The sequence below is a fragment of the Nocardioides pinisoli genome, assembly GCF_024199985.1.
Lineage (GTDB): Bacteria > Actinomycetota > Actinomycetes > Propionibacteriales > Nocardioidaceae > Nocardioides > Nocardioides pinisoli.
In genome coordinates this window covers 414,562-437,653 of record NZ_JANARS010000003.1, presented here as the reverse complement: position 1 = coordinate 437,653, position 23,092 = coordinate 414,562, and the positions used below count along the sequence as shown (strand labels likewise).

24 protein-coding genes and 1 tRNA gene are annotated in these 23,092 nt (G+C 72.0%); 17 read left to right on the top strand and 8 right to left on the bottom strand.

The genetic code is table 11. From position 1 onward, the window contains the following. The first annotated feature begins 83 nt into the window (after nt 1-83). Nucleotides 84-1,112, top strand: coding sequence for a sugar phosphate isomerase/epimerase family protein (locus tag NCI01_RS09205; RefSeq protein ID WP_254181178.1), 1,029 nt, complete (start codon nt 84-86; stop codon nt 1,110-1,112). 177 nt (nt 1,113-1,289) lie between these two features. Next, on the top strand, nt 1,290-3,995 hold the full coding sequence (gene topA, locus NCI01_RS09200; protein ID WP_254181177.1) for a type I DNA topoisomerase: 2,706 nt from the start codon (nt 1,290-1,292) through the stop codon (nt 3,993-3,995). Nucleotides 3,996-4,057: 62 nt separating this feature from the next. Here topA and NCI01_RS09195 read toward each other — a convergent pair whose 3' ends face one another. Beyond that, a complete protein-coding gene (locus tag NCI01_RS09195) occupies nt 4,058-4,768 on the bottom strand; it encodes a hypothetical protein (protein WP_254181176.1) in 711 nt (236 codons plus the stop codon). A gap of 226 nt (nt 4,769-4,994) precedes the next feature. On the opposite strand from NCI01_RS09195, the gene tmk reads away from it, so the two are divergent. From tmk to NCI01_RS09175, 4 genes are all read left to right on the top strand, one after another. Next, nucleotides 4,995-5,633, top strand: coding sequence for a dTMP kinase (gene tmk, locus NCI01_RS09190; RefSeq protein ID WP_254181175.1), 639 nt, complete (start codon nt 4,995-4,997; stop codon nt 5,631-5,633). Next, a complete protein-coding gene (locus tag NCI01_RS09185) occupies nt 5,630-6,805 on the top strand; it encodes a DNA polymerase III subunit delta' (RefSeq protein WP_254181174.1) in 1,176 nt (391 codons plus the stop codon). The genes tmk and NCI01_RS09185 overlap by 4 nt, the downstream gene beginning before the upstream one ends. Further along, the gene (locus tag NCI01_RS09180; protein WP_254181173.1) at nt 6,802-8,358 is read left to right on the top strand and encodes an alpha/beta hydrolase; all 1,557 of its coding nucleotides are present in this window, start codon (nt 6,802-6,804) and stop codon (nt 8,356-8,358) included. The genes NCI01_RS09185 and NCI01_RS09180 overlap by 4 nt, the downstream gene beginning before the upstream one ends. Before the next feature lie 65 nt (nt 8,359-8,423). Beyond that, entirely contained in the window at nt 8,424-8,609 is a 186-nt protein-coding gene (locus NCI01_RS09175) for a DUF6767 domain-containing protein (RefSeq protein ID WP_254181172.1), read from the top strand. 56 nt (nt 8,610-8,665) lie between these two features. Here the strand turns inward: NCI01_RS09175 and NCI01_RS09170 are convergent, their stop codons facing one another. Further along, complete coding sequence (locus tag NCI01_RS09170) at nt 8,666-9,109, bottom strand: OsmC family protein (protein ID WP_254181171.1); 444 nt, start codon at nt 9,107-9,109, stop codon at nt 8,666-8,668. A gap of 123 nt (nt 9,110-9,232) precedes the next feature. On the opposite strand from NCI01_RS09170, the gene NCI01_RS09165 reads away from it, so the two are divergent. Next, nucleotides 9,233-9,305, top strand: a tRNA-Thr gene (locus NCI01_RS09165). A 113-nt stretch (nt 9,306-9,418) separates the two neighbouring features. On the opposite strand, the gene NCI01_RS09160 is transcribed toward NCI01_RS09165, so the two are convergent. Next, the gene (locus tag NCI01_RS09160; protein WP_254181170.1) at nt 9,419-10,372 is read right to left on the bottom strand and encodes a GlxA family transcriptional regulator; all 954 of its coding nucleotides are present in this window, start codon (nt 10,370-10,372) and stop codon (nt 9,419-9,421) included. A gap of 95 nt (nt 10,373-10,467) precedes the next feature. On the opposite strand from NCI01_RS09160, the gene NCI01_RS09155 reads away from it, so the two are divergent. Then, on the top strand, nt 10,468-11,103 hold the full coding sequence (locus NCI01_RS09155; protein ID WP_254181169.1) for an isochorismatase family protein: 636 nt from the start codon (nt 10,468-10,470) through the stop codon (nt 11,101-11,103). Between the two features lie 35 nt (nt 11,104-11,138). On the opposite strand, the gene NCI01_RS22705 is transcribed toward NCI01_RS09155, so the two are convergent. Further along, nucleotides 11,139-11,954, bottom strand: coding sequence for a MerR family transcriptional regulator (locus NCI01_RS22705; protein WP_254181168.1), 816 nt, complete (start codon nt 11,952-11,954; stop codon nt 11,139-11,141). 78 nt (nt 11,955-12,032) lie between these two features. On the opposite strand from NCI01_RS22705, the gene NCI01_RS09145 reads away from it, so the two are divergent. Both NCI01_RS09145 and NCI01_RS09140 read left to right on the top strand, forming a co-directional pair. Further along, nucleotides 12,033-12,389, top strand: a complete 357-nt coding sequence (locus tag NCI01_RS09145; protein WP_254181167.1) for a nuclear transport factor 2 family protein — start codon at nt 12,033-12,035, stop codon at nt 12,387-12,389. A gap of 46 nt (nt 12,390-12,435) precedes the next feature. Beyond that, nucleotides 12,436-13,146, top strand: coding sequence for an alpha/beta fold hydrolase (locus NCI01_RS09140; RefSeq protein WP_254181166.1), 711 nt, complete (start codon nt 12,436-12,438; stop codon nt 13,144-13,146). A gap of 28 nt (nt 13,147-13,174) precedes the next feature. Here NCI01_RS09140 and NCI01_RS09135 read toward each other — a convergent pair whose 3' ends face one another. After that, nucleotides 13,175-13,609, bottom strand: a complete 435-nt coding sequence (locus NCI01_RS09135; RefSeq protein WP_254181165.1) for a MarR family winged helix-turn-helix transcriptional regulator — start codon at nt 13,607-13,609, stop codon at nt 13,175-13,177. Nucleotides 13,610-13,701: 92 nt separating this feature from the next. Between NCI01_RS09135 and NCI01_RS09130 the strand changes: the two genes are divergently transcribed. After that, nucleotides 13,702-14,547 carry an NAD(P)H-binding protein gene (locus NCI01_RS09130; protein ID WP_254181164.1) on the top strand — a complete coding sequence of 282 codons (846 nt, stop codon included), beginning with the start codon at nt 13,702-13,704 and terminating at the stop codon, nt 14,545-14,547. Between the two features lie 12 nt (nt 14,548-14,559). Here NCI01_RS09130 and NCI01_RS09125 read toward each other — a convergent pair whose 3' ends face one another. Together NCI01_RS09125 and NCI01_RS09120 are read right to left on the bottom strand one after the other, a co-directional pair. Then, nucleotides 14,560-14,787 carry a hypothetical protein gene (locus NCI01_RS09125; RefSeq protein WP_254181163.1) on the bottom strand — a complete coding sequence of 76 codons (228 nt, stop codon included), beginning with the start codon at nt 14,785-14,787 and terminating at the stop codon, nt 14,560-14,562. 180 nt (nt 14,788-14,967) lie between these two features. Beyond that, complete coding sequence (locus NCI01_RS09120; protein WP_254181162.1) at nt 14,968-16,383, bottom strand: MFS transporter; 1,416 nt, start codon at nt 16,381-16,383, stop codon at nt 14,968-14,970. 120 nt (nt 16,384-16,503) lie between these two features. Here NCI01_RS09120 and NCI01_RS09115 point away from each other — a divergent pair, with 120 nt between their 5' ends. After that, complete coding sequence (locus NCI01_RS09115; RefSeq protein WP_254181161.1) at nt 16,504-17,079, top strand: TetR/AcrR family transcriptional regulator; 576 nt, start codon at nt 16,504-16,506, stop codon at nt 17,077-17,079. Nucleotides 17,080-17,162: 83 nt separating this feature from the next. Here the strand turns inward: NCI01_RS09115 and NCI01_RS09110 are convergent, their stop codons facing one another. Beyond that, a complete protein-coding gene (locus NCI01_RS09110; RefSeq protein WP_254181160.1) occupies nt 17,163-19,166 on the bottom strand; it encodes a family 43 glycosylhydrolase in 2,004 nt (667 codons plus the stop codon). 107 nt (nt 19,167-19,273) lie between these two features. Here NCI01_RS09110 and NCI01_RS09105 point away from each other — a divergent pair, with 107 nt between their 5' ends. The 5 genes from NCI01_RS09105 (at nt 19,274) to NCI01_RS09085 (ending at nt 23,060) form a co-directional block, all read left to right on the top strand. After that, nucleotides 19,274-19,795 carry a GNAT family N-acetyltransferase gene (locus NCI01_RS09105; RefSeq protein WP_254181159.1) on the top strand — a complete coding sequence of 174 codons (522 nt, stop codon included), beginning with the start codon at nt 19,274-19,276 and terminating at the stop codon, nt 19,793-19,795. Nucleotides 19,796-19,831: 36 nt separating this feature from the next. Next, nucleotides 19,832-20,617, top strand: a complete 786-nt coding sequence (locus tag NCI01_RS09100) for a (Fe-S)-binding protein (RefSeq protein WP_372495128.1) — start codon at nt 19,832-19,834, stop codon at nt 20,615-20,617. Nucleotides 20,618-20,682: 65 nt separating this feature from the next. Then, nucleotides 20,683-22,173 (top strand): lactate utilization protein B, encoded by a 1,491-nt coding sequence (locus NCI01_RS09095; RefSeq protein ID WP_372495132.1) that lies wholly within the window; start codon nt 20,683-20,685, stop codon nt 22,171-22,173. Further along, a complete protein-coding gene (locus NCI01_RS09090; RefSeq protein WP_254181156.1) occupies nt 22,170-22,754 on the top strand; it encodes a LutC/YkgG family protein in 585 nt (194 codons plus the stop codon). The genes NCI01_RS09095 and NCI01_RS09090 overlap by 4 nt, the downstream gene beginning before the upstream one ends. Before the next feature lie 108 nt (nt 22,755-22,862). Further along, nucleotides 22,863-23,060: a hypothetical protein gene (locus NCI01_RS09085; protein ID WP_254181155.1), complete on the top strand. Its 198-nt coding sequence runs from the start codon at nt 22,863-22,865 to the stop codon at nt 23,058-23,060. Nucleotides 23,061-23,092 lie beyond the last annotated feature (32 nt).

Sequence of the window (23,092 nt, the reverse complement as noted above, 5' to 3'; positions counted from 1 at the left end):
GGGCCCGGGCGACCCGGGTCCGCCTCCGGCCAGCACCACCCACCCCGAGAATCCCCCCGAGAAATCCAGGAAGAAGGCAGCACATGTGTTACGGATATGACGGCGACGCCGCCCTGCGCGAGTCGCTCGAGAGGAAGGGCGCCAGCCGCCGCGGCCTGCTGCGCGGCGCGGTCGCCGGCGCGGCGGGAGCCACTGCCCTCGCCGCCGGTTCGCCTGCGCTGGCCGCCAAGCCCAGCAGCCACCCGGGCAAGGGCCACGGCCACGCCCACGGCCGCCACAACGGCGTGCCGACCGACCTGATCAGCATCCAGCTCTACACGCTGCGGTCGGCCATGACCACCAACGCCAGCGTCCTGCAGCAGCTCGACCAGCTCGAGAAGTTCGGCTACCAGCGCGTCGAGCGGGCCGGCCTCTACGGGGGTGCCGGGCTCGACACGGCCGCCAAGCTCAAGGCGGAGTTCGACGCCCGCGGCATCTGGGCCTCCTCGAGCCACGACGGCATCAGCACCACCAACAACGTCCTCGACCCGGCCAAGCTCAACGCCAAGCTCGACGACGCCCAGACCTTCCGCCAGAAGTACATCAACGTGCCCTACCTCAACTCGCCCAACAAGAGCGACTGGCAGCTGTGGGCCGAGCAGATGAACGCCGAGGCCGAGGTCGCGCGTCGTCGTGGCCTGCGCTACGGCTACCACAACCACGCCCACGAGTTCACGATCACCTTCGCGGACGGCACGACCCCGTGGGACGTGCTCACCAGCGAGCTCGACCCCAAGCTGGTCCACTTCGAGATCGACCTCTACTGGGCCTACACCGGTGGCGTGAACACGGGTGCGGCCGACCCGCTGCAGTTCGCGATCGACGTGGTCCAGTCCTCCCCGCTGGAGGTCCGCCAGTACCACGTCAAGGACCGTCACGGCGCCGAGGCGGCCGAGCTCTACGGCCAGCAGCCCGGCGACATGGCCGACCTCGGCCTGGGTGTCATCGACTTCCCGACGATCTTCGCGGCCCACCAGCCCGAGGAGTACATCGTCGAGAACGACACCCCGGACTTCCGTCCGGCCGCGACCGCCAACACGGGCTTCCGCTACCTCGAGGGTCTCGACTTCTGACCCGTCCGGCAGCCTGACACGCTCGGGCCCCACGTCCTCGCGACGTGGGGCCCGAGCCGTGCCGGGCCCCGTCGCCGGCCCGGCTGTGGACGGCGCGGAGTGGCGTTATCGGGATGTGGCGCTACCGTTGCGGCGCTGAGCAACATCGCAGCGCACAACTTGAGGGAGCGAACAGAAGTGGCAAAGCTCGTCATCGTCGAGTCCCCGGCCAAGGCCCGCACCATCGGCGGCTACCTCGGCGCGGACTACGTCGTCGAGTCCTCGATCGGTCACATCCGCGACCTGCCCAACAACGCCGCGGACACCCCGGCCAAGATCAAGGACAAGCCGTGGGGCCGGCTCGCGGTCGACGTCGACAACGGCTTCGAGCCCTACTACGTCGTCCCGCGCGACAAGAAGAGCCACATCGCCAAGCTGAAGAAGCTGGTGAAGGACGCCGACGCCCTCTACCTCGCCACCGATGAGGACCGCGAGGGCGAGGCGATCGCCTGGCACCTCCTCGACGAGCTCAAGCCGCCGAAGGGCCTGCCGGTCCACCGGATGGTCTTCCACGAGATCACCAAGCCCGCGATCCTCGCCGCGGTCGAGAACCCCCGCGAGATCAACGACGACCTCGTCGAGGCCCAGGAGGCGCGCCGGATCCTCGACCGCCTCTACGGCTACGAGGTCTCGCCCGTGCTGTGGAAGAAGGTCATGTCGGGCCTCTCCGCGGGCCGCGTGCAGTCGGTGGCGACCCGCCTGGTCGTCGACCGCGAGCGCGAGCGGATGAAGTTCCGCGTCGCCTCCTACTGGGACCTCGACGCCACCTTCGACGCCGGCACCGGCCACGACCCGCGGATGTTCCCCGCCAAGCTCTACAGCGTCGACGAGGTCCGCGTCGCCCGTGGCTCCGACTTCGACAACACCGGCGAGCTGAAGGGCAAGGCCGAGCGCGTCCACCTCAGCCGCGCCGACGCCGAGGCGCTGGCCGCCGGCCTGGGCGAGACGGCGTACGACGTGCGCTCGGTGGAGTCCAAGCCCTACCGCCGCTCGCCCTACGCCCCCTTCCGCACCACCACGCTGCAGCAGGAGGCCAGCCGCAAGCTCGGGATGAGCGCGAGCGTGACGATGTCGGTCGCGCAGCGCCTCTACGAGAACGGCTTCATCACCTACATGCGTACGGACTCCACGACGCTCTCGGACGCCGCGGTCGGTGCCGCGCGCGACCAGGTGCGGGAGCTCTACGGCGCTGAGTACCTGCCCGACTCGCCGCGCACCTACGCCTCCAAGGTGAAGAACGCGCAGGAGGCGCACGAGGCGATCCGGCCGGCCGGCGACACGTTCCGGACCCCGGCCCAGACGGGCCTGTCCGGCGAGCAGTTCCGCCTCTACGAGCTGATCTGGATGCGCACCGTCGCCTCGCAGATGAAGGACGCCACCGGCAACTCGGTGACGATCCGCATCGGGGGCGCCGCCGCCGACGGTCGCGACGTGGTCTTCAGCGCCAGCGGTCGCACGATCACCTTCCACGGCTTCCTCAAGGCCTACGTCGAGGACATCGACGACGCCTCCAAGCGCCGCGACGACGCCGAGACCCGCCTGCCCAACCTCACGCAGGGTGCGGCGGTGTCGGCGGCCACGCTCACGCCCGAGGGCCACGAGACCAAGCCCCCGTCGCGCTACACCGAGGCCACGCTGATCAAGGAGCTCGAGGACCGCGAGATCGGCCGTCCGTCGACCTACGCCTCGATCATCGGCACGATCCTCAACCGCGGCTACGTCTACAAGAAGGGCACCGCCCTGGTGCCGGCCTGGCTGGCCTTCTCGGTCGTCCGGCTGCTCGAGGAGCACTTCCCCCGGCAGGTGTCCTACGAGTTCACCGCCGACATGGAGGACGTCCTCGACGAGATCGCGGGCGGTCGCAAGGACCGGGCCACCGAGCTCGGCGAGTTCTACTACGGCGCCGGTGACGTCGTCGGCCTCAAGACGCTGGTGACCGAGCTCGGCGAGATCGACGCCAAGGAGATGGCGACCTTCCCGATCGGGGAGGGCATCGACCTGCGCGTCGGCCGCTATGGCCCCTACGTCGAGGGCCCCGGCCCCGACGGTGGTGACGCTGCCCCGGTCCGCGCCAACGTCCCCGACGACCTGCCTCCCGACGAGCTGACCGTGGCCAAGGCCAAGGAGCTGCTCGCCAACCCGGCCGGCGAGGAGCAGGTCGTCGGCAACCACCCCGACACCGGCCTGCAGATCGTGGCGAAGAACGGCCGTTTCGGCCCCTACGTCACCGAGGTGCTGCCCGACGACGCGCCCAAGTCGGCCAAGCCGCGCACCGGCTCGCTCTTCAAGTCGATGACGCTCGACACGGTCACGCTGGAGCAGGCGGTCCAGCTGCTCGACCTGCCGCGCATCGTCGGCGTCGACGACGACGGCACCGAGATCACCGCGCAGAACGGGCGCTACGGGCCCTACCTCAAGAAGGGCACCGACTCCCGCAGCCTGACGTCCGAGGACCAGATCTTCGACATCACCCTCGACCAGGCCAAGGCCATCTACGCCCAGCCCAAGCAGCGCGGTCGCGGCGCGGCCACCCCGCCGCTCAAGGAGCTCGGCAACGACCCCGTCTCCGGCCAGCCGGTCGTCGTGAAGGCGGGCCGCTTCGGCGAGTACGTCACCGACGGCGAGTACAACGCCACCCTCCGCAAGGACGACACGGTCGAGTCGATCACCCTCGAGCGCGCCGCGGAGCTCCTCGCCGAGCGGCGTGAGCGCGGCCCGGCCAAGAAGGCGGCCAAGAAGGGCGCGAAGAAGGCCCCCGCCAAGAAGGCCGCGGCGAAGAAGACGACCGCCAAGAAGACCGCTGCCAAGAAGACGACGAAGAAGGCCGCGGCCAAGAAGTCCTGACGCACCGCTGGCGGCGCGCTGGTCGAGGAAGCCGCCCTGGCGCCTGTCACGAGACCCCGCGGTCAGGCCCCCGGCGCGAAGACCAGCAGCGCGAGGAGCAACGCCCACCCGGCGGTCAACCGTCGCTGCGGCGACTCCGGTCGGAGGAGACCGGTCATGCCGCCCAGCAGCAGGAAGCCCGGGACGCCGACCGGCGTCAGGAGGACGAGCCATGCCCAAGCCCAACGCGTGGCTCGCCACGGCTCGCGGGCGCCGATCAACAGCAGGGTCGCGCAGGTGATGACGAGCTGCGCGACGAAGAACTCGCCCGGGACGGTGAACCCCAGCACCTCGGTCGAGGTCCCGAAGGGACGCTGGGTCGTGCCGGCCACTCGCACCTGCCCGTCGGCGGTGAGGAAGTCCGCGACATCACCCACCGCGACGGGGGTCGACGCGTTTCCGCGCCGAGCCTGGCGCGCCTGGCGCTCGCCGGAGGCCTGGGTGACGGTCGTCGAGTAGGAGACACCGTGCTGCTCCCACGCGACCTTCACGCCGATGTAGCCGCGGGAGCCGTCGTCCAGGCCCTCCGACAGCCGGACCTCGGTGACCTCGCCCGACGCGATGGCCGCCCGCAGGTGCGGGAGGTCGGTCTCACGCTCGCCGACCACGGCGGCGGCGGCGTACATCACGAGGACACCGGCGAGGAGCACCCAGGCGACGATGCAGTCCAGGCGGGCGGGTGGCTGCGTCGCGAGGCGCGCGGGCTCGGGCGGCACCACCAGCTTCGTCGTCACGCTGTCCCCCTCCGGCTGAGCAGGATCCTAGGCCGTCGAGCGGACCGAACGCACCGGTTCGGAGGCGGCGTACGCCTGACGCTGGCGCCGCGGTCGGCGTTGGGTCCGTCCGACCGTCCCCCGGATGCGTGTCCCACCCCGCCCGTAGGGTGTGCCACGTGGACACCACCCCACGGAGTTCTCCTCCTCCGCTGCGCTCCCCCGGACGACACCGCGGGGACCCCGGATGAGCGCAGGCGTGTTCTCGGAGACCGGGCTCTTCGTGTGCTTCGAGGGCGGCGAGGGCGCCGGCAAGTCCACCCAGTCGCGTCTGCTGCGCGACTGGCTCGTCGAGCGCGGAGAGGCCGTCCTGCTCACCTTCGAGCCCGGTGACACCTCGGTCGGCAAGGAGCTGCGGCGCATCGTGCTCGACCCGGCGACCGGCGACCTGTCCGACCGCACCGAGGCGCTGCTCTACGCCGCCGACAAGGCCGAGCACGTCGACCACGTCGTGCTTCCCGCGCTCGCCCGCGGCGAGGTCGTGATCACCGACCGCTACGTCGACTCCACCCTGGCCTACCAGGGAGCGGGCCGCACGCTCGACGTCGCCGAGGTCGAGGCCGTCGCACGGTGGGCCACCGGCGACCTGCGCCCGCACCTGACCGTCGTCCTCGACCTGGAGCCGCAGGCAGGGCTCGACCGGTTCACCGGCCGCGACCGGATCGAGGGGCAGTCGCTGGACTTCCACCAGCGGGTGCGGCAGGGCTTCCTCGGCCTCGCCGCCGCCGACCCCGACCACTACGTCGTGCTCGATGCGCGCGCGCCGATCGACGAGATCGCCGCGACCATCCGCGAGCGCGTCGAGCCCCTGCTGGCGGTCCGATGACGACCACGACCCGCACCGTCTGGGACGACCTCGTCGGACAGCGTCCCACCATCGAGGTGCTCCAGCACGCGGCCGCCGGTCAGGGGATGACCCACGCCTGGCTGTTCACCGGGCCGCCCGGCTCGGGCCGGTCCAACGTCGCGCGCGCCTTCGCCGCGGCGCTGCAGTGCGAGCGCCGTACGGGCTGCGGCGAGTGCGAGGCGTGCCGGCTGGGGATGAAGGGCAACCACCCCGACATCACGTGGGTGAAGTCGGAGACCTCCGTCCTCTACGTCGACGACATGCGCGACCTCGTGCAGTCGGCGGCGAAGTTCCCCTCGATCGGGCGCTGGCAGATCGTGGTGATCGAGGACGCCGACCGGCTCGGCACCCCGGAGAACCCCCGCACCGGCAACGCGCTCCTCAAGGCGATCGAGGAGCCGACCCCCAAGACGCTGTGGCTGCTGTGCGCCCCGACGGTCCGCGACGTGCTGCCGACGATCCGCTCGCGGTGTCGCACCCTGACGCTGGCCACGCCCGGCACCCGCGACGTCGCGGCCTTCCTGACCGCCAACGACGGCATCTCCGAGACCATGGCCGGCTTCGCCGCGCGCGCCAGCCAGGGGCACATCGGGCGCGCCCGCGCCCTGGCCCTCGACGAGGAGACCCGCACGCGCCGGCGCGAGGTGATCAGCATCCCGGCCCGCCTGACGTCGCTGGGGTCCTGCATGACGGCCGCGACCAACCTCGCCGAGCTCGCCAAGGAGGAGACCGAGGCGATCACCGCCGACGCCGAGCGGCGCGAGCTGCAGGAGCTGCAGGCGATCTTCGGCAGCGAGCGCAAGGACACCACGAGCCGTTCCTACCGCGCCGCCCTCGCCGGGTTGGAGAAGCTGCAGAAGCAGAAGGCCAAGCGGCGCGTGCTCGACGTCATCGACCGTGCGCTGATGGACCTCGTCTCGGTCTACCGCGACGCGATCGCCCTGTCGGTCGGCGCCCCAGGCCTCCTCGTCAACGAGGAGCTGCGCGGCGACGTCGCCGTCGTCGCCCGGGCCGCCTCGCCCGAGGAGCTGCTGCGGATGATCGACGCGATCTTCACCGCCCGCGAGCAGATGCTGGAGTTCAACGTGCCACCGCAGCTCGCGCTGGAGTCGATGACGGTCGCGCTGCGGCTGCCCGGAGGTCGTGGATGAAGAAGGCTGTCGCGCTGGTCGCCGTGCTCGCACTGGCGCTCACCGCGTTCGTGGCGGTCGGCCTCGCCATCCAGGGCGCCACGCCCGACTCGCCGGCCGCTCGGCCGACGCCCTCACCGACGACCCCGCCGCCGGCGACGGTCACCGAGGCGCCGTCCCCGGAGCTCGAGGAGCTCTACTCCCAGCGCATCGACTGGCAGCCCTGCGAGAGCGACGACGACCACGACTGCGGCTTCCTCACCGTCCCGGTCGACTACGCCGACCCGCAGGGGGAGACGATCGACCTGGCGCTGCTCCGGGTCCCGGCCAAGGGGGCGCGCGTCGGCTCCCTGGTGGTCAACCCGGGTGGCCCCGGCGCCCGCGGTACGACGTACGCCGCCGCGGGTGCGCAGGTCTTCCGCGAGCCGCTGCTGGACGGCTTCGACATCGTCGGCTTCGACCCCCGCGGTGTCGGTGCCTCGGCACCGGTCGACTGTCTCACCGACGCCGAGCTCGACACCTACCTCGCCGAGGACCCCTCGCCCGACACCCCGTTGGAGGTCGACTACTTCGAGGACTCGGTGCTGTCCTTCGGTCCGGGCTGCGTGGCCGGGTCCGGGCCGGTCGTCGGCCACGTCACCACCATCGAGGCCGCTCGCGACATGGACGTGCTGCGGGCTGCGCTGGGGGAGGAGACGCTGAGCTACTTCGGCGCGTCCTACGGCACCGAGCTCGGCGCGACCTACGCCGAGCTCTTCCCGGAGAAGGTCGGCCGGTTCGTCCTCGACGGCGCGGTCGACGTGTCCCTCGACAACCGGTCGCTGGCCCTGGAGCAGGCGGCGGGCTTCGAGACGGCGCTGCGGGCCTACGTGCAGAACTGCCTCGACTCGACCGACAACTGCTTCCTCGGCGACACCGTCGACGAGGGCATGGCCACCATCACGGGGCTGCTGGAGTCGATCGAGGAGGAGCCGCTGCCCGCGGGTGAGCGGGAGCTGACGATCGGCAACGCGTTCTACGGCGTCATCACGCCGCTCTACAACCGCGACTACTGGTTCCTGCTGAGCACGGCGCTCGCCTCCGCGCTCGACGGCAAGGGCTCGGCGCTGATGTCGCTCGCCGACGCCTACGCCTCGCGCAACCCCGACGGCAGCTACGCCGACAACTCGGTGGAGGCCAACTACTCGATCAACTGCCTCGACGACCCGTCGTCCGTGCCGTTCGACGAGGTGCCGTCGCTCTACCCCGAGTTCGAGGAGGCGTCGCCGACCTTCGGCCGGGTCTTCGCCTGGGGGATGACCGCCTGCCTGGGCGTCGAGGTCACGTCGAGCGAGGAGCCGTTGACGATCAGGGGCGAAGGGGCGGCCCCGATCGTCGTGCTCGGCACCAGCCGCGACCCCGCGACGCCGCTCGAGTGGGCACAGGCCCTGTCGGCCCAGCTCGACTCCGGTGTGCTCGTCGAGCGCGACGGCGACGGCCATACGGCCTACAACGCCGGCAACGAGTGCATCGACACCCTCGTCGAGGACTACCTCCTCGACGGCGACGTCCCCGCCGACGGCACGATCTGCTGAGCCTCAGGCGCTGGTCGGGACCTTCGTCCCTACGCTGAGCTGCGGGTGCTGCCTACCGTGGGCCCATGGTCGTCGACGCCCGCTGTCCGCTGCGCCCCGGCGACTCCTGCACCTTGTGCGTCCCGGGCGCCACGGGACCGCAGGACTGCCCGACCGTGGCCGAGGTGATGCGCGACCCCGACCTGCGTGAGCGGCTGGCCGAGCTGCGGCGCGAGGCGCTGGCCCCTGCGGTCACCGGGCCGGGCGCCTGATCCTTCATACGGACCCGCACGCATCCGTGCGGGCCCGCATGAGGGAAGGAGGTGGCTCAGCCCTCGAGCGCGGCGTCGAGAGTGATGTCGACGGCGGCGAGCGCCTTGCTGATCGGGCAGCCGACCTTGGCCTTCTCGGCCGCCTCCTTGAACCCGGCGTCGTCGAGCCCGTCGACCTCGCCACGGACGGTGAGCTTGATGCCCGTGAGCTTGAACCCGCCCGCCTCCTTGTCCTCGCCGAGCGTCACGTCGGCCGTCACCTCGAGGGCCTGCGGGGTGCCACCGGCCTCGGCGACGAGGTTGGACAGCTGCATGGCGTAGCAGGAGGAGTGGGCCGCCGCGACGAGCTCCTCGGGGCTCGTCGTCCCGCCCGCGTCCTCGGCGGCGCGCTTGGGGAAGCTGACGTCGTAGGTGCCGACGCCGGAGCTGGTCAGCTCGACCTGTCCGGAGCCGTCCTGCAGGCCGCCGTTCCATGCCGTGCGTGCGGAGCGAGTGGGCATCGTGCCTCCTGTGATGAGGGATGTGCGGTCGCCTCGAACCTAGCCGGTGGACCGTGATTTCAGTCCGGCCCGACCGCGTCCGTATACTCGCCCGCGGTCCACCGAGCACGCTCGGCAGACCACGCCGCCTTAGCTCAGTCGGTAGAGCGAGTCACTCGTAATGACTAGGTCGTCGGTTCGATTCCGACAGGCGGCTCCGACTCCCCCGGGGACCCGAGACCCTGGGGGAGTCTTCTGTGTCGGGGGTCGACCTCCGGTCGGCGACGGCAGCTCGAGCACGCGAGCGTCAGGCGTCCGAGGACGATCGCGTCACGGCACTTCGGTGGAGGCGAATCGCCTGCGGTAGGACGTCGGCGTCGTGCCGTAGGCGTCGACGAAACGCTGTCGGAACGTCACGACGCTGCCGAAGCCGCAGCGGCGTGCTGTCGCGTCGATCGACAGGGTGGTGCGTTCGAGGAGCCGGCGCGACTCGTCGAGGCGGCGGGTCAGCAGCCACCGTGCAGGACTCGACCCGGTGACCTCGGTGAACCGGCGTGTGAAGTTGCGCGTGCTCATCTGGGCGTGGGCCGCCATCGCGCCCACCGTGATCGGCCGGTCGAGGTTGGCCAGGGCCCAGTCGATCGTCTCTCCGAGGTGCCCGACTCCGCCGGATTCCGGCATCGGACGGGTGATGTACTGGGCCTGCCCGCCGTCCCGGTGCGGGGCCACGACCAGGTGCCGGGCCAGCTCCGCCGCAGTCTCCGAGCCGAGCTCGCGCCTGACGATGTGGAGGCAGGCGTCGAGCGAGGACGCGGTCCCGGCGGACGTCAGCACGTCCCCGTGGTCGACGTAGATCGCGTCGGCGTTCACGGAGACCGACGGATACTGCGTCGACAGCTGCTCGGCGGCGTTCCAGTGGGTGACGACGGAGCGTCCGTCGAGCAGGCCTGACTCGGCGAGCGGGAAAGCGCCCAGGCACAGACCTGCCAGCCGGGCGCCCCGGTGAGCGGCCTGGCTGATCGCGGTCTGCACGTCGGGTTCGGCCGGACGCAGGTCTGCGTGCCACGACGGGAAGACGAGCAGGTCGGCTCCGAGGGCGGCGTCGGGCCCGCGGAGGTCGTCGACGGTCATGCCCTCGGCCGTGGTGACACGAGGAGCGGCGCTCCACACCACGGTCTCCCACCGCGCATCGAGCCCCAGTCGTGCCACCTCGGAGAAGACGGTCGTGGGCACCGCCAGGTGGAACAGGCTGATGCCGTCGAAGGCGTGGATCGCGATCTTCATTCTGTCCTGAACCCATCGCAAGGCGACATATGAGCCACTCACAATAGCGGGTCGAGACGGCGAGGATGGAGGCTCACCAACACCAAGGAGACACCGTGACCGCCATCCGCCGCGCCCTCGTCGTCGTCGACGTCCAGAACGAGTACTTCGACGGGACCCTGCAGGTGCAGTTCCCGCCGCGCGAGAAGACCCTCGAGAACATCGCCCGAGCCATCGACGTCGCCGACGAGCTCGACATGCCCGTGGTCGTCCTGCAGCACGAGCTCCCGGAGGGCGCGCCCGTGTTCGCCGTCAACTCCCCGAGCTGGGAGCTCCACCCGGAGATCGAGCGTCGCCTGAAGCCCGAGTTCAAGCGGGCGTCGAAGGTCTACGGGAGCGCGTTCACCGGCCAGGGAGTCGCCGAGTGGCTGGAGGAGAAGCAGGTCGACACGATCACGATCGTGGGTTACATGACCAACAACTGCGACATCGCCACCGCCGTGGACGCAGAGGCTCGCGGCATCGCGGCCGAGATCCTGTCCGACGCGTCCGGCGCGATCCACCTCGAGAACGAGGCCGGCAGCGTCTCGGCCGAGCAGCTGCACACCACCTTGATGGTGCTCCTGAACTCGAACTTCGCTGCGGTCGGCGACACCGACTCGTGGATCGAGGCCGCGCGCGGCGGCACCGGGCTGCCCAAGAGTGACCTGGGCACCTCTGCCGTCCAGGGACGAGCTCGCTTCGGCGACTGACAGGAGCTGCTGCCGGCGACGTGATCAGTCGCGGTTCAGCTCTCGCCCAGGTCGGTCACGGCGAAGACGGGCCAGCCGATCTCGGTGCGCCACTGCGCCGGGTCGTCGGTGTCACGGGGCCCGAGGACGTACGTCTCGCGGACCGGTCCGGCGACGCTGAGGGCGTTGGCGACCACCCAGGCGCCGACCTCGCCGTAGGTCACGTCGATGTCGTCGTGGTCGCCGACGTGGGTCGCGACCGCCAGCTCCACGGCCGGCAGCTCGACCGGGTGCACCCGGCCGCGGGTGGGCGGCTCGACGCAGGGCCGGTGCACCAGGACGTGGCCGCGGCCGAGCTCGAACAGCGCGTTGTCGTAGACGCCTCCCGGCGTGCCCCGAGGGTCGCCGAGGGTGGCGTCGAGCTCGGCCATGGCTCCGGCGTACCAGCCCAGCACGTCGTCCAGCTCGACGTCGTCCTCGACGGCCGCCACGGTCGTCCGCGGGACGGAGCGCACCTCGACCTCCACCGGGGCGGGCTCCGGGGCGAGCAGCCGGCGCAGTGACCGCACGGCGGCGCGCGTCCGGTCCAGCTCGGCCTCCAGGCGGTGGAGGTGCTCGGAGACGAGCTCGGACCGGGTGTCGGTCGCGGACGCGTCGAGGATGCGCCGGACGGTGGCGAGCGGGACGTCGAGCTCACGCAGCCGGTGGATCACCTGCGCGGTGGGGATCTGGGCCGCGGCGTAGTAGTGGTAGCCGGTGTGCTCGTCGACGTCGTCGGGGACCAGCAGGCCGGCCTCGTGGTAGCGACGCAACGTCCGCACGCTCACGTGGGTCAGACGGGCGAACTCGCCGATGCTGAGGCTGCGGGGCACCCGCGAAGTCTGCACTCTCTCCCGGGGGGAGAGTCCAGTGCTTGACCCTCCGCCGGGGAGAGGCGCGACGGTCGGTGCATGACCACGACAACACCTTCAGACATCCGCCCCGACGACCTGCCCGCCACGATCCGCGCGTTCCTGGCGGCGCACACGGCCCGCGAGGCCGACGCCGCCGCGCGCACGTTCACCGACGAGTCCGTCGTCGTCGACCAGGACGAGACGTTCCGCGGCACCGAGCAGGTGCTCGACTTCGTCCGCCACGCGGGGAGCGAGTTCACCTACACGACCGAGCTGGTCGCCGCTCGGCGTCGCGACGACGCCCACTGGGAGGTGGTCAACCGCATCGAGGGCGACTTCCCCGGCAACGTCGCCGACCTCACCTACCGGTTCACCCTCGCCGACGACCTCATCAGCGAGCTCACCATCGGCTGACGCACGTCGCCACCACAGATGCCGGAGACGGCAGAGAAGAGGAACAATGAGCACCACTGACACACCGATCACCAACGTCGTCCTCGTGCACGGCGCGTTCGCCGACGGATCCGGGTGGCGCGGCGTCCACGAGCGCCTGACCGACCGGGGCTACCGCGTCACGGTCGTCCAGAACCCGCTCACGTCGCTCCAGGACGACGTCGCCGCCACGAACCGGGTGCTGGACCTGCAGGACGGCCCGACCATCCTGGTGGGCCACTCGTGGGGCGGGACCGTCATCACCGAGGCGGGAGCCCACGACAGGGTCGCCGGACTCGTGTACGTCGCGGCGCTGGTGCCGGACGCGGGCCAGACCTCGGGCCAGCAGTACGAGGGCTTCGCCCCGACGCCGGACTTCGTCATCGACGTGCGTGAGGACGGGTTCGGCTTCCTCGACCACGACACGTTCAAGGCGGGCTTCGCCGCCGACCTGAGCGACGCCGAGGCCGCCTTCATGCGCGACACCCAGGTGCCGGTCAACATGTCCGTCTTCGCCGAGCCGGTCTTGCGGGCCGCGTGGCGCGACAAGCCGAGCTGGGCCGTGTTCGGCACGGAGGACAAGGCGTTCGACCAGGCCATGCTCACGCACATGGCCGAGCGTGCCGGGGCTGCCGTCACCACCGTGCCCGGCAGCCACGCGATCTACGCGAGCCAGCCCGACGCGGTGACCGACGTCATCCTCACGGCGGCGAAGGAGGCCGCGTCGGGGGGTCGGTGAGCGTTGCATCCCGCGGCGCGGGTCTCGGTCACCGGCCTTGGCCCGCGCCGTCCTCCCGGTCCGTCAGCGCCTCGAGCATGTCCAGCAACGCCTCCTGTCGCGCGGCGGGCAGTCGTCGGACCCGCTCGAGGGGGAACGTGAACGCCTCGCGCATCCGGCGGTCGACCCGCCTGCCGGCGTCGGTGATGCTGACCTCGCGCGAGCGCCTGTCGACGGTGCCCGGGACGCGTCGCACCAGGTCTCGCGTCTCCAGCCGGCTCACCAGCTGCGTGACGTTGGACGCGTCGCACAGGAGCTCGGCGGCGAGCTCGCCCATGGTGCGCGGGCCCCCGGCGACCGCCCGCAGGAGGCAGGCCTGGGCGGAGCTCAGGTCGACGCTGCGGGCCGCTTGGTCGTAGGCCGCGTCGTAGGCGTAGACGAAGTCGTAGAGCCGCTCCGCCAGCTCGTGCGGTGTTCGATCCATGCCGCCAGAATACTTGATTGACTCATGCAATTGTGCTGCGATGAAGATCCTTGAGCCGATCAAGCAATTCGGCTCGCGACCGGAAGGAACTCATGCGACACGTGCTCGTGACCGGTGCCCGCGCCAAGACGGGTGCCCCGCTCACCGATCTCCTGGCCCAGGACGGCGCAGTCGTCGTACGCGCCGGCTCCCGCGACGTGCGCCTGCTGGAGTCCGACCGCGACCGCGTCGAGGCAGTGCGGTTCGACTGGGACGACCGGGCCACCTGGGAGGGGGCGGTCGACGGCGTGGCGGGCGTGTTCCTCGTCCGCCCCGATCGTCCGGACGCCGCCGAGCTGGCCGCCGACCTCCTTGCGATGACCCCTCGAGGGGCGCACGTCGTGCTGCTCTCCGAGCTCGACCGCGGCTACTTCGGGCCCGATGACTGGGCCCCGCGGGTCGAGCGTGCCGTGCGGGGGAGCGGACGCCCGTGGACGATCCTGCGGCCGGGCTGGTTCATGCAGGTCTTCACCGATCCACGCTTCATGCTCGACGACCTCGTCCGCGACGGGCGCCTGCCACTGGTCTCGGGTGGTCAGGCGGTGTCGTGGATCGACGCTCGCGACATCGCCGCGGTCGCCGCGCGCTCGCTGCTCGACGACGGCCACGACGGCCAGGTGTACGAGCTCACGGGGCCGGAGGCGCTCGGCCCCGGCGAGACCGCCACCGTGCTGGGCTCAGCAATGGGGCGGCCCGTGCGTCACGTCGAGCTGTCCATGGAGGAGGCGCTCGAAGGCGTCGAGGGTTTCCTGCGCCGCAACGACGAGGGCGCCTACGACCGCATCCGTCGAGGGATGTTCGGCGTCGTGACCGACACGGTCGAGCAGGTGACGGGGCACCCGGCCCGCACGCTGCGTCAGTTCGCCGCGGAGGTGTTCGCCCCGCTTGCCGTCGGGTGAGGTGCTCCGTCGCTACCGGATGTGGCTGACCAGCTCCCAGTCCTGGGTCCGCGCGTTCCAGCGCTCGAGCACCCAGGGCCACTGGCTCCGGAGCTCGGGTGGTCGCAGCCGGTTGCGGCTGGCGGCCCAGCGGTGGGCCTCGTCCTGGGCCTCACGGCCCGTGGTGCCGGCGAAGTCGCGCACGATCCGGTCGCGGTCGGGCGCGTCGTCGGGGCCGGGCGCATATGCGACGCGATACACCACCTGCATGATCCCTCCCGAGCCCCGCAGGGCTCACGTCGTCGACGTTGTCCTCCACCTGACAGGAGGACGGACGACGGGATCTGATACGTCGCGGGCGGTGCTGGAACGGGCGGGCCGGCCGCCGATCACGACGCGCCCGGCGGGCGACGGTGCTGCCCGCCGGGCGCGTCGCGGCTGTCAGCGCGCCGACGCGTCGACGACGGCGGGCTCCTCCACCCGCGCGGCGTCATCGTGGGAGTGCCGGCGCAGCCCGGCGGTCAGCAGGCAGCCGGCGACGGTCGCAGCCCCCGCGACGAAGCCGGCGAGCCGGAGCCCGTCGACGGTCTGGTCGGCGGAGTTCGCCACCGCGACGAGGATGCCGAGCCCCACGGCGGCGCCGATCTGCTGGGTGGTTGAGGCCAGGGCCGAGGCGATGCCCTGCTCGTGTGGCGGAACGCCCGCCCCGGCGGCGGCGAACATCGACGTCCACCCGACGCCCTGCCCGAGGCTGATGAGCGCGATGCCGGGCAGCAGTGCGACGAACGTGCCGTCCTCGGACAGCGCGAGCGCGAACGCGGCCATGCCCAGGCCCCCGGTCACCAGTGCGGCGATCAGTGACGGGCGGATGCCCCAGCTGCCGAGCGTGGACTCGGCGATGCGGGCGCCGACCATGCCCAGGACTGCGGCGGGGAGGAAGGCCATGCCGGTCTGGAGCGCGGAGTAGCCCAGGACGCCCTGCAGGTAGACGGTGAAGAGGTAGTACTGGGTGCCGAAGGTGCCCATGAAGACGAAGGTGATCCCCATCGCCGTGACCAGGCTGCGGTTCCTGAACAGACCGAGGGGCATGAGCGCGTGGTCGGAGACCCTCTCGATCGCGACGAAAGCCAGGAGCAGGGCGGCCCCGACGCCGAGGACGGCGAGCACCTCGGCGCTGCCCCAGCCGAGCTCCGGGCCCTGCACCAAGCCGTAGACGATGGCCGTCACGGCCAGGGTGCCGGACACGGCCCCGGGCAGGTCGAGGCGGCGAGTGCGATCGCGGCGGCCGTCGGCCGGGAGCAGCCGGAGGCCGGCGACGGCCGCGACGGCGGTCAGCGGCACGTTGACGAGGAACACCGACTCCCACCCGAAGGCGCTGGTCAGCACCCCGCCGAGGAGCGCGCCGAGGGCCAGTCCGAGTGCCCCGGCGCCTCCCCACACGGCGAGGGCGCGGTTGCGGGCGGCGCCCTCCTCGTACTCGGTGGCGATGAGCGAGAGGGTGGCCGGCACCAGGAGCGCCCCGCCAACGCCTTGCCCGGCGCGGGCGGCGATGAGCAGCTCCTGCGAGGACGCGAGTCCGCCCACGAGCGAGGAGAGGCCGTAGAGGCTGATGGCCAGCACGAACATCCGGCGTCGGCCGAGGAGGTCGGCGGCCCGGCCTCCGAAGAGCAGCAGGCCACCGAAGGCGACCGCGTAGGCGCTGACGGTCCACTGCAGGCTCTGCTCGGAGAAGCCGAGCGCTCGGCCGATCTCGGGCAGCGCCACGTAGACGATGTTGTAGTCGAGGGCAGCGATGAACTGCCCGAAGGCGAGCACCGCGAGCAGGCGCACGCCGCCGTTCGAGTGTTGCGAAGGCATGGAAGATCCTCGGGACGGGTTGTAAGTGGTCAATCACTAATATCAGACCACGCCGTCGATGTGGGCGTGCAAGCGGGACCGGTCGGGGCATGGCTCTCGATGTGGTGGTTGAATAGCCACATGGCGACGACGCGGAGCGACGCGGACTCGCGCCGGGCCCAGGTCCTCGACGCGGCGGTGCGCGTGTTCGGCGCGCGCGGCTACTACGGGACCTCCACGCAGCAGGTCGCGGCGGAGGCCGGGATCTCGCAGCCCTACATCTACCGCCTCTTCCCCGGGAAGGAGGCGTTGTTCGTCCAGGTCGTGAAGCACGTGTCCGGGCGACTCCAGGCCGCGCTGGCCGACGGCGCGAGCGAGTCGCGCTCCGAGGACCCGCGCGACGTCCTGGCCGCGATGAACGCCTCCTACGACCGCCTGACCCGTGAGCGGGACCTGCTGATGCTGTTGCTGCAGGCCAACGCCGCGGCCGCGGTGCCGGCGATCCGCGAGGCGCTGCGCGAGTGCTATGCCGAGCAGGTCGAGTACATGCGCACCGTCGCCGGCGCGAACGACGCCGAGATCCGGGAGATGTTCGGCCGCAGCCTCCTCGCGAACGTGATGGTGGCGATCGACGCCGACGAGCTCGACGCCCCGTGGGCGCGCACCCTCACCGGCGCCCCGGCGGCCCGCCCGGGCGAGGCTCCCGCGCCGTCCTGACGGGGGACCCGCGACAGGCGGCTCCGACTCCCTCGCGGGGGCCCGAGACCCTGGGGGAGTCCCCTACGTCCGGCCGCTCGGCCTCACTCGGCCAGGGTCCAGGTGCGAACGTGGTCGAATCGCGCGGTCAGGTCCTCCGGCCCGCCCATCGACACCAGGCCGATCCTCGGTTCCGGACCGAGCTCGCCGTGCGTCCAGGCGCCACCGCGCACCCAGCGGGTGCCGTCCTGGCTGGTGTAGGCCGTGAACAGGTCCGCGCCGTCGCTGCCCGCTCCGACCTCGCGGACGATCCGCAGCCACGTCTCGTCACCGGGGGCGCCGACCACGGTGTTGCCGTAGCGCGGCTGGCCGGCCGGCGCGGCCGGCACCTCCTTGGCGAACTCGGTCTGCCGCGTCTCCCACAGCGACGCGTGGGTGAGCTTGAGGAAGGCGTCGTCGGAGCCGTAGACCACGAGCCCGGCCTGCACGAAGTTGTAGCAGTCCTTGCCGTCCGCGCCCGCCTCCGGTGGGCAGCCGTCCGCCGGGACGTCGAAGGCGACCTTGGTCTCCACCACGTAGTCCCCGTCCGGGGCCGGCCGGGTCAGCACGGAGGCGGTGTTGTTGTCGACGTAGAGGTCGGTGTCCTGCGTGTCGAGGGCGAACCGTCCGTCCTCGAGCCGCCACGACGCGGACTCGCCCCGTACCCACTCCCAGCCGGCGAGGTCCTGGTCGTCGAACTCGTCGGAGTACGCCGCCAGCGGCGCGCCCGGCACCTGGGCCGGAACGGGGTCGGGGGTGTACGCCGACACCTCGCCGTCCTGCGCCGCGGGCGCGGGCATCGGCTCGTCGGAGGCCCACCGGCCGGCACGCACCGAGGGCCACCCGTCGACCCAGTCGACGGGGTCGAGGAGCGCCGGCCGCTTGGTGAAGCTCGTGGTGCCGGCGAAGTAGGGGTCGTAGCGGTCGACCGCGTGGTAGGCCGTCCACCACTGGCCGCTCGCGTCCTGGAAGGTCGAGTTGTGACCGGTGCCGACCCACCGGTTGCCGTTCATGCTGAGCGCGGGCGTGCCGCCGGCGCGGCCGGCGAGCAGCGAGTTGCCCTCGCGGTCGACGAACGGGCCCATCGGGCTCGTCGATCGTCCGGTGAAGACGCTGTAGCCGGTGAGCGGACCGTTGCAGCAGTTGGTCGCCGACCCGAAGTAGTAGTACCACTCGCCTCGCTGGACGACGTTGGTCCCCTCGTAGCGGTTGCCGACCACGACCTGCCGACCACCCGGGCCACGGAGCTGGGCCGCGCCGGCGCGCTGCTGCTCGACCGGGTCGAGCCGAGGCTCCCGCTCCGTGCCGGCGGTGATCCGTCGCTCCGGCCCCGTGGTGACCATGCCGTTCCCGGTCAGCGTCACCTGGCGGGCGAAGACGCCGCCGTAGTAGCTCCCGTAGTAGAGGACGCTGCGCGAGCCGACGGCGTCGCCGAGCACGTCGGGGTCGTAGGTCCAGTAGAAGTCGCAGCCCGGACCGGCTCGCCGCGGGTCGACCAGCGGCTTGTCGCTCACCGTCCACGGGCCGGTCGGGTTGCGGCTGGTGGCGACACCGATGGCGCTGTCGCCCGTGCAGCCGGGCTCGCCGCTGACCTCGGTGGTCGTGTCCGTGACGACGAAGGTGAGGTAGTAGCGCTTGGTGGCCCGCGAGTACACCAGGTCCGGTGCCCACATCGCCGCCTCCGGGGCGGCCCAGGAGGGCTTCTGCGGCAGCGCGTCGCCGACGTAGTCCCAGTCCACGAGGTCCGTGCTGCGCAGCATGGGGATCGGGTGGAACACCGGCGAACCGTCAGCGGTCTCGGTGTCGTCCAGCGGGTCGGTCGTGCAGTACATGTACCAGGTGCCGCGGTCCTGCCCCTGACCGCGCAGCACGACGGGGTCGGCGCAGTTGTCCACCGTCCGGCCGTCGGCGATGCGGGGCGCGAGCGGGTTGTCGTACGAGCGGGCGCCGGCGGGCTCAGCCGCTCGAGCCGCCGACGAGGGCGGCGACGGCGTGGGCGGCGCCAGGGGGACGAGGAGCGCCAGCAGGGCGAGGACGGAGGCAGGGAGGAACCGCGGGACCCGAGACATCTGTCCACCCTGCGGGATCACTACAACGTTGTAAAGAGGCGCGCGACGGTCAGCCGCCGGGGCGGGCGTGCACGCGACGCGGCGGCGGCCGTGTGAGGCTTGCGGGCATGGCAGACCGAGCCGACGACCGTGCGGTGCTGATCGAGACTCCTCGCCTGCTGCTCAGGCCGTGGCGGGTCGACGAAGCCGCCGTCCAGCGCGAGATGTGGCTCGAGCGCGACCCGCGGGTGCCCGCGCACCGCCGCATCGACGCGGACGGGCGACCCGCGCTCGACGCCTTCGAAGCAGGGATCCGCGCGAGCGACCCGTCGACCGTCGGACTGCTCGCCGTGGAGCGCAAGACCGTCAGCGACGTCATCGGCTACTGCGGCCTGGTCGGCGGATCCGGCGTGCGCGAGCCCGAGCTGGCGTTCGAGCTCCTCCGCCGGTCCTGGGGACAGGGTCACGCGACGGAAGCCGCGTGGGCCGTGCTGGACTGGGCGAGAGCCGCGGGCCATGAGCGCCTGTGGGCCTCGGTCTGGGAGTGGAACGTCGCCTCCCGTCGTGTGCTGGCGAAGCTCGGGTTCACCGAGTCCGATCGCGAGGAGACGCCCCACGGGGTCAACGTGATGACGACGAAGGGACTCTGAGCTGCGCCCCGGACGGTGCGTGGAAGGATGCCGACCGTGAGGGTCGCCCTCCAGATCACCTGCGTCAACGACGCCATGTTCCCCGACACGGGGAAGGCCGTCGTGAGGCTGCTGCGCCGTCTCGGGGTCGACGTCGACTTCCCGCAGGCCCAGACGTGCTGCGGGCAGCCGATGGTCAACACCGGCTACCTCGACGAGGCGGTTCCGGTCGTGCGGACCTTCGTCGACGCGTTCGCGGGCTACGACGCGATCGTCACCCCGTCGGGTTCGTGCGCCGGGTCGGCGCGGCACCAGCACTCGATCGTGGCCGAGCGGTCGGGTGACCCCGCCCTGGTCGCCGCCGTCGCCGAGACCGCGCCGCGGACCTACGAGCTGAGCGAGTTCCTCGTCGACGTGCTGGGCGTGACCGACGTCGGGGCCTACTTCCCGCACCGGGTGACCTACCACCCCACCTGCCACAGCCTGCGCATGCTCGGCGTCGGTGACCGACCGCGGCAGCTGCTCGAGGCCGTGCGCGGCATCCAGCTGGTCGACCTCCCCAACGCCACCGAGTGCTGCGGCTTCGGCGGCACCTTCGCGCTCAAGAACGCGGACACCTCCATCGCGATGGGCGCCGACAAGGCGCGTCACGTGCGCGACACCGGCGCCGAGGTGCTGGTCGCGGGCGACAACTCCTGCCTGATGCACGTCGGCGGCCTCCTCTCGCGTGAGCGCGCCGGCGTGCGCGTCATGCACCTGGCCGAGGTGCTGGCCGCGACCGAGGACTCCGAGGGCGAGTCGAGCGGGCCCGCTGTCGGCGAGCGGGCCGGTGATCTCGCATGAACACCCCACGCCGTTCTTCTCCTCCGCTGCGCTCCCCCGAACAACGCCGCGGGGACCCCGAGAAGATGAACGGCACCTTCGTCGGCATGCCGGCCTTCCCGACCGCGGCCCGCGAGGCACTGGCCGACACCCAGCTGCGCCGCAACCTCGCCCACGCCACCCGCACCATCCGCGACAAGCGCGCGGCGGTCGTCGCCGAGGTCGAGGACTGGGAGGACCTGCGGCTCGCCGGTGCGGGTGTGAAGGAGGCAGCGCTCCGCGACCTGGCCACCCACCTCGAGACGCTCGAGGCGTCACTGACCCGGGCCGGTGCGACGGTGCACTGGGCGCGCGACGCCGAGGAGGCGTGCGCGATCGTCGCCGCCGTCACCAAGGCCCACGGCGCCGACGAGGTGGTGAAGGTCAAGTCCATGGCGACCGCGGAGATCGGTCTCAACGAGGCGCTGGAGGCTGAGGGCATCGCCGCCTGGGAGACCGACCTGGCCGAGCTGATCGTGCAGCTGGGGGAGGACCTGCCCTCGCACATCCTGGTGCCGGCGATCCACCGCAACCGCGCCGAGGTGCGCGAGATCTTCCTCCGCCGGATGGGCGCGGTCGGGCGTCCGGCACCCGCCGACCTGACCGACGAGCCGGCGGTCCTCGCAGGCGCCGCCCGCGAGCACCTCCGCGAGAAGTTCCTGCGCGCCAAGGTCGCCGTGTCGGGCGCCAACTTCGTCGTCGCCGACACCGGTACCCTCGTCGTGGTGGAGTCCGAGGGCAACGGCCGGATGTGCCTGACCCTGCCGGAGGTGCTCGTGTCGGTGGTCGGCATCGAGAAGGTCGTGGCCACGTGGTCCGACCTCGACCCGATGCTGCGGCTGCTGCCGCGCTCGTCGACCGGCGAGCGGATGAACCCCTACACCTCGACGTGGTCCGGGGTCACGGCCGGCGACGGCCCGCAGGAGGTGCACGTCGTCCTGCTCGACAACGGCCGCACCCGCGCCCTCGCCGACGACGTCGGCCGCCAGGCGCTGCGCTGCATCCGCTGCTCGGCCTGCCTCAACGTCTGTCCCGTCTACGAGCGCGTCGGCGGCCACGCCTACGGCTCGGTCTACCCCGGGCCGATCGGCGCGATCCTCAACCCCCTGCTCAACGGCGTCTCCGACGAGCAGACCGCGTCCCTGCCCTACGCCTCGTCGCTCTGCGGCGCCTGCTTCGAGGTCTGCCCGGTGCGGATCGACATCCCCTCGGTGCTGGTCGACCAGCGCGCGGCTGTCGTCGACTCCCACCGCGACGACCGGGTGCCCAAGGCCGAGGCGGTGGCCATGAAGGCCGCGGCGTGGACCTTCTCCGACTCGCGCCGACTCGCTTGGGCGGAGAAGGCCTCCGGCCTGGCGGGTCGCGTCATGGGCCGCTTCTCGCGTAGGACGATGCCCGGCGGCCGCGCCGCCGCCGGCCGCCTGCCCGGGCCTGCCGCGGGCTGGACGGGCGCACGTGACCTGCCGGCGCCGCCGGCCGAGTCCTTCCGCGAGTGGTGGGACCGCACAGACGGCGGTCGGGACGGGAGCGCCCGATGAGCGCACGCGACGAGGTCCTCGGCCGGGTGCGTGACGCCCTCGCCGGGGTGTCGCCCGCCGTCGCCGTCCCGGCCGCCCCCCGCGCCCCCGATCGCGGGGACCTGGTCGCGCTGTTCGCCGAACGGGTGGCCGACTACCGCGCGGTGGTCACCCGCTGCGCCTCCGCCGACCTGGCGACGGCGGTGGCCGACGCACTCGCGGGGGCGCGCGCCGTCGTACCCCCCGGACTCGGCCTCGACGTCGCCGGGTCCGTCGTGGACGATGGCCTGACCGCCGCCGAGCTCGACGCCCTCGACGCCGTCGTCACCCGCGCCCGGGTCGGCATCGCCGAGACGGGCACGATCGTGCTCGACCACGCGCCCGACCAGGGCCGCCGAGCGATCAGCCTCGTCCCCGACCTCCACGTCTGCATCGTCGACGCGAGCCAGGTGGTCGCCGACGTGCCCGACGCGATCGCGCTGCTCGACCCCGCGCGGCCGCTGACCTGGATCAGCGGGCCGTCGGCCACGAGCGACATCGAGCTCGACCGCGTCGAAGGCGTCCACGGACCACGGACGCTCCACGTCCTCCTCGTCGGCTGACGACGCCCGTCCCGGGACCCATGCCCCGAAGTCCCGGCACGCCGGGCACATCGGCACTTCGCACGCGGCTCCGCAGCCGATGTGCTGGAGGCAGGTGGAGGTGACGTCATGAACGACATGTCGAAGGCAGAGGCGATGCGGGCCGCGCGCGAGGCGAGGGACCGCGCCGGGTCGTCGCGCCGGTCCTCCGCGGCGGCGATCGAGTCCGCGATGAAGCGCTACCTGAGCGCGGAGCAGTACCACCAGCTCACTGAGGAGGCGCCGGCGGACGACGAGCGGCACGAGCCGATCGACCGCGGCGAGTGACCGACGGCTGCCTGTCGGCCCTGCCTCGGGTC

Bases quoted from the DNA above. Each gene is read 5' to 3' on its own strand.
- NCI01_RS09205 (WP_254181178.1), top strand. From the start codon at position 84: ATGTGTTACGGATATGACGGCGACGCCGCCCTGCGCGAGTCGCTCGAG.
- tmk (WP_254181175.1), top strand. From the start codon at position 4,995: ATGAGCGCAGGCGTGTTCTCGGAGACCGGGCTCTTCGTGTGCTTCGAG.
- NCI01_RS09185 (WP_254181174.1), top strand. From the start codon at position 5,630: ATGACGACCACGACCCGCACCGTCTGGGACGACCTCGTCGGACAGCGT.
- NCI01_RS09180 (WP_254181173.1), top strand. From the start codon at position 6,802: ATGAAGAAGGCTGTCGCGCTGGTCGCCGTGCTCGCACTGGCGCTCACC.
- NCI01_RS09175 (WP_254181172.1), top strand. From the start codon at position 8,424: ATGGTCGTCGACGCCCGCTGTCCGCTGCGCCCCGGCGACTCCTGCACC.
- NCI01_RS09170 (WP_254181171.1), bottom strand. From the start codon at position 9,109: ATGCCCACTCGCTCCGCACGCACGGCATGGAACGGCGGCCTGCAGGAC.
- NCI01_RS09160 (WP_254181170.1), bottom strand. From the start codon at position 10,372: ATGAAGATCGCGATCCACGCCTTCGACGGCATCAGCCTGTTCCACCTG.
- NCI01_RS09145 (WP_254181167.1), top strand. From the start codon at position 12,033: ATGACCACGACAACACCTTCAGACATCCGCCCCGACGACCTGCCCGCC.
- NCI01_RS09140 (WP_254181166.1), top strand. From the start codon at position 12,436: ATGAGCACCACTGACACACCGATCACCAACGTCGTCCTCGTGCACGGC.
- NCI01_RS09135 (WP_254181165.1), bottom strand. From the start codon at position 13,609: ATGGATCGAACACCGCACGAGCTGGCGGAGCGGCTCTACGACTTCGTC.
- NCI01_RS09130 (WP_254181164.1), top strand. From the start codon at position 13,702: ATGCGACACGTGCTCGTGACCGGTGCCCGCGCCAAGACGGGTGCCCCG.
- NCI01_RS09120 (WP_254181162.1), bottom strand. From the start codon at position 16,383: ATGCCTTCGCAACACTCGAACGGCGGCGTGCGCCTGCTCGCGGTGCTC.
- NCI01_RS09115 (WP_254181161.1), top strand. From the start codon at position 16,504: ATGGCGACGACGCGGAGCGACGCGGACTCGCGCCGGGCCCAGGTCCTC.
- NCI01_RS09110 (WP_254181160.1), bottom strand. From the start codon at position 19,166: ATGTCTCGGGTCCCGCGGTTCCTCCCTGCCTCCGTCCTCGCCCTGCTG.
- NCI01_RS09105 (WP_254181159.1), top strand. From the start codon at position 19,274: ATGGCAGACCGAGCCGACGACCGTGCGGTGCTGATCGAGACTCCTCGC.
- NCI01_RS09095 (WP_372495132.1), top strand. From the start codon at position 20,683: ATGAACGGCACCTTCGTCGGCATGCCGGCCTTCCCGACCGCGGCCCGC.
- NCI01_RS09090 (WP_254181156.1), top strand. From the start codon at position 22,170: ATGAGCGCACGCGACGAGGTCCTCGGCCGGGTGCGTGACGCCCTCGCC.
- NCI01_RS09085 (WP_254181155.1), top strand. From the start codon at position 22,863: ATGAACGACATGTCGAAGGCAGAGGCGATGCGGGCCGCGCGCGAGGCG.